Source organism: Methylibium sp. (genome assembly GCF_013817365.1).
GTDB lineage: Bacteria > Pseudomonadota > Gammaproteobacteria > Burkholderiales > Burkholderiaceae_C > Methylibium.
In genome coordinates this window covers 1-2,572 of sequence record NZ_JACDCU010000518.1, presented here as the reverse complement: position 1 = coordinate 2,572, position 2,572 = coordinate 1, and the positions used below count along the sequence as shown (strand labels likewise).

The following is a 2,572-nucleotide window of genomic DNA, read 5'->3' as shown; positions in this document are numbered from 1 at the left end:
GGCCGACGCCGAGGCCGGGGCGGGCAGCACCGGCACCGCCGCAGCAGCGGCAGCGGCCACCCCGACCGCCGGGCCCGCCGCCGAAGCCGCTACCGGCGTCCTGCAGCTCGCCGTGAGCCCCTGGGCGGAAGTGGAGATCGATGGCCAGGTGGTCGGCATCACGCCGCCGCTGCGTCAGTTGTCCCTCGCCCCGGGGCGCCACACCGTGAGACTGCGCAACGGCGCCTTCGCCCCGCATGTGGCCACCGTGCAGGTCGGCACAGACGAAACTTCAACCCTTCACCACCGTTTCGGACCCTGATGAACATGAGCGCATTCCTGAAGAGATCGATCGCCACCGCCCTGGTGCTCGCGCTGGCAGCCTGCGCCCAGCCACAGCCGCCGCCGCCAGCTTCCGTGATCCAGGCACCCGTCGCAGCCGCACCCGAGCCTGCGCCCGCACCGGCCCCCGAACCCCCTCCCCCGCCCCCACCGCCGCCCAGCGTCGTGGCGCTGGCCTCGCAACCGGCCGAGCAGGCGCTGCTCGCCGGCTTGCGTGCCTACGAGGCAGGCCAGTACAAGCGCGCGGAGCGAAGCTTGGACAAGGCGCTGAAGACCGGCCTGGCCGCGCCGCAGGACCGCGCTGCGGCCCACAAGACGCTGGCCTTCGTCTACTGCACCAGCAAGCGCCGCAAGCAGTGCGAAGCCGCGTTTCGCGCCGCACGCAGTGCCGAACCCGGCTTCGTCCTGAACAAGGCCGAGTCGGGCCACCCGGTCTGGGGCCCCGTCTATCGCCGACTCGGCCCGCCGGCCACCGACACGCGCTGAGCCTTTGCCGACCGCCGATTTCCGCTTTGCATTGCGCGTGTACTGGGAAGACACCGACGCCGCCGGCGTGGTGTTCTATGCCAACTACCTGAAGTTCTTCGAGCGCGCGCGCACCGAATGGCTGCGCTCGCACGGCGTCGAGCAAGAGGCGCTGCGCAGGACCGAGCGCACCGTGTTCGTCGTCAGCGAAACTACGGTGCGCTACCTGCAGCCGGCTCGTCTGGACGACTGGCTGGAGGTTAGCGTCGAGGTCGCAGAACAGGGCCGTGCCAGCATGGTCTTCGCGCAGTCGTGCCGGCGCGGCGCGACAGTGCTGGCCGAAGGCCGCATCCGCATCGGCTGCGTGGACAGCGGAACCTTCCGCCCGCGCCGCATTCCGAACTTCCTTCTCGAACGGCTCGCATGAATCAAGCAGACATGTCCATCTTCCAGCTCGTGCTGCAGGCGAGCCTGGTCGTTCAACTCGTCATCGTGGGGCTGCTCGCGGTCTCACTGGCCAGCTGGACGGTGATCTTCGGCAAGATGTTCGGCCTGAGGCGGGTGCGCGCGCTCAACGGCGATTTCGAGCGTGAGTTCTGGGCCGGGCGCAACCTGCAGGACCTGTATGCCGACGCCGCCAAGCGCGCCGAAGAGGGCGGGCCGATGAACCGCATCTTCGCCTCGGGCATGCGCGAGTTCCTCAAGCTGCGCGAAAAGCGCGTGCTCGATGCCGGCGCCCTGCTCGACGGCGCGCGCCGCGCCATGCGGGCGAGTTTTCAGCGCGAGCTCGACGTGGTCGAGTCGCGGCTGTCGTTCCTGGCCTCGGTCGGTTCGGTCTCGCCCTATGTGGGGCTGTTCGGCACGGTGTGGGGAATCATGCACGCCTTCACCGGCCTGGCGAACCTGCAGCAGGTCTCGTTGGCCAGCGTGGCGCCCGGCATCGCCGAGGCGCTGGTCGCCACCGCGATCGGCCTGTTCGCCGCCATTCCGGCCGTGCTGGCCTACAACAACTTCGCGCGCGACATCGACCGCATCGCCATCCAGATGGAAACCTTCATCGAGGAGTTCTCCAACATCCTTCAGCGCAACATCGGCCAGGCCGGCGCGCACTGAGGAGACACGCAATGGCTTCCCTCAACGCCCGCCACGGCACCCGCCGGCGCACGATCAACGAGATCAACATGGTGCCCTTCATCGACGTGATGCTGGTGCTGCTCATCATCTTCATGGTCAGTGCGCCGCTCATCACGACCGGCGTGGTCGACCTGCCGACGGTCGGCAAGGCCGCGCGCCAACCCGATCGCGTGATCGAGGTGGTGGTGGGAGCCGATGACGTGCTGCGGCTGCGCGTGGACGGCAAGGAAGACGCCGCGCGCATCACCCTCAAGGAGTTGGCCGCACGCGTGGGCGCACTGCAGGGCGGTAGCGCCGATGCGCCGGTCATCATCGCGGCCGATCGCAACGTCCGGTACGAGCAGGTCGTCAAGGTGATGGACACGCTGCAGCGCGCCGGTGTGCAACGCGTCGGGTTGGCCGTCAAGGCGACCGGCACGTGAGGGACGCGGACCGAGACGCGCCAATGCGCCGCGCTCCGGTGACCGACGAACTGCGTCCGCGCGCGCCCGACAAGCTCTCGGGCGGAGCCGTGCTGGCGCTGATCGCCCATATCGGGCTGATCGTCGCGCTCGGCATCGGCGTGAACTGGCGCAGTAGCGAGCCCGAGGGCGCCGAGGCCGAGCTGTGGGCCGCCGTGCCCAAGGCCGCCGCACCGCGCGCTGCCGAGCCC

Annotated in this window: 5 protein-coding genes and 1 pseudogene; all 6 read left to right on the top strand. The window is 69.6% G+C overall.

Annotated elements, in window-relative coordinates; genetic code table 11:
• A partial coding sequence (locus tag H0W38_RS20725; RefSeq protein ID WP_292457750.1) for a PEGA domain-containing protein occupies window positions 1-301 on the top strand: 301 nt, incomplete at its 5' end.
• Window positions 302-306: 5 nt separating this feature from the next.
• Window positions 307-807 carry a TssQ family T6SS-associated lipoprotein gene (locus H0W38_RS20720; protein ID WP_292457748.1) on the top strand — a complete coding sequence of 167 codons (501 nt, stop codon included), beginning with the start codon at window positions 307-309 and terminating at the stop codon, window positions 805-807.
• Window positions 808-811: 4 nt separating this feature from the next.
• The gene (ybgC, locus tag H0W38_RS20715; protein WP_292457746.1) at window positions 812-1,213 is read left to right on the top strand and encodes a tol-pal system-associated acyl-CoA thioesterase; all 402 of its coding nucleotides are present in this window, start codon (window positions 812-814) and stop codon (window positions 1,211-1,213) included.
• Window positions 1,210-1,899: a protein TolQ gene (gene tolQ, locus H0W38_RS20710; RefSeq protein WP_292457743.1), complete on the top strand. Its 690-nt coding sequence runs from the start codon at window positions 1,210-1,212 to the stop codon at window positions 1,897-1,899. Before ybgC ends, tolQ begins: the two co-directional genes overlap by 4 nt.
• Window positions 1,900-1,910: 11 nt before the next feature.
• A complete protein-coding gene (tolR, locus tag H0W38_RS20705) occupies window positions 1,911-2,342 on the top strand; it encodes a protein TolR (protein WP_292457740.1) in 432 nt (143 codons plus the stop codon).
• A gap of 23 nt (window positions 2,343-2,365) precedes the next feature.
• Window positions 2,366-2,572, top strand: a pseudogene (locus H0W38_RS20700) (protein TolA); the annotation flags it as partial.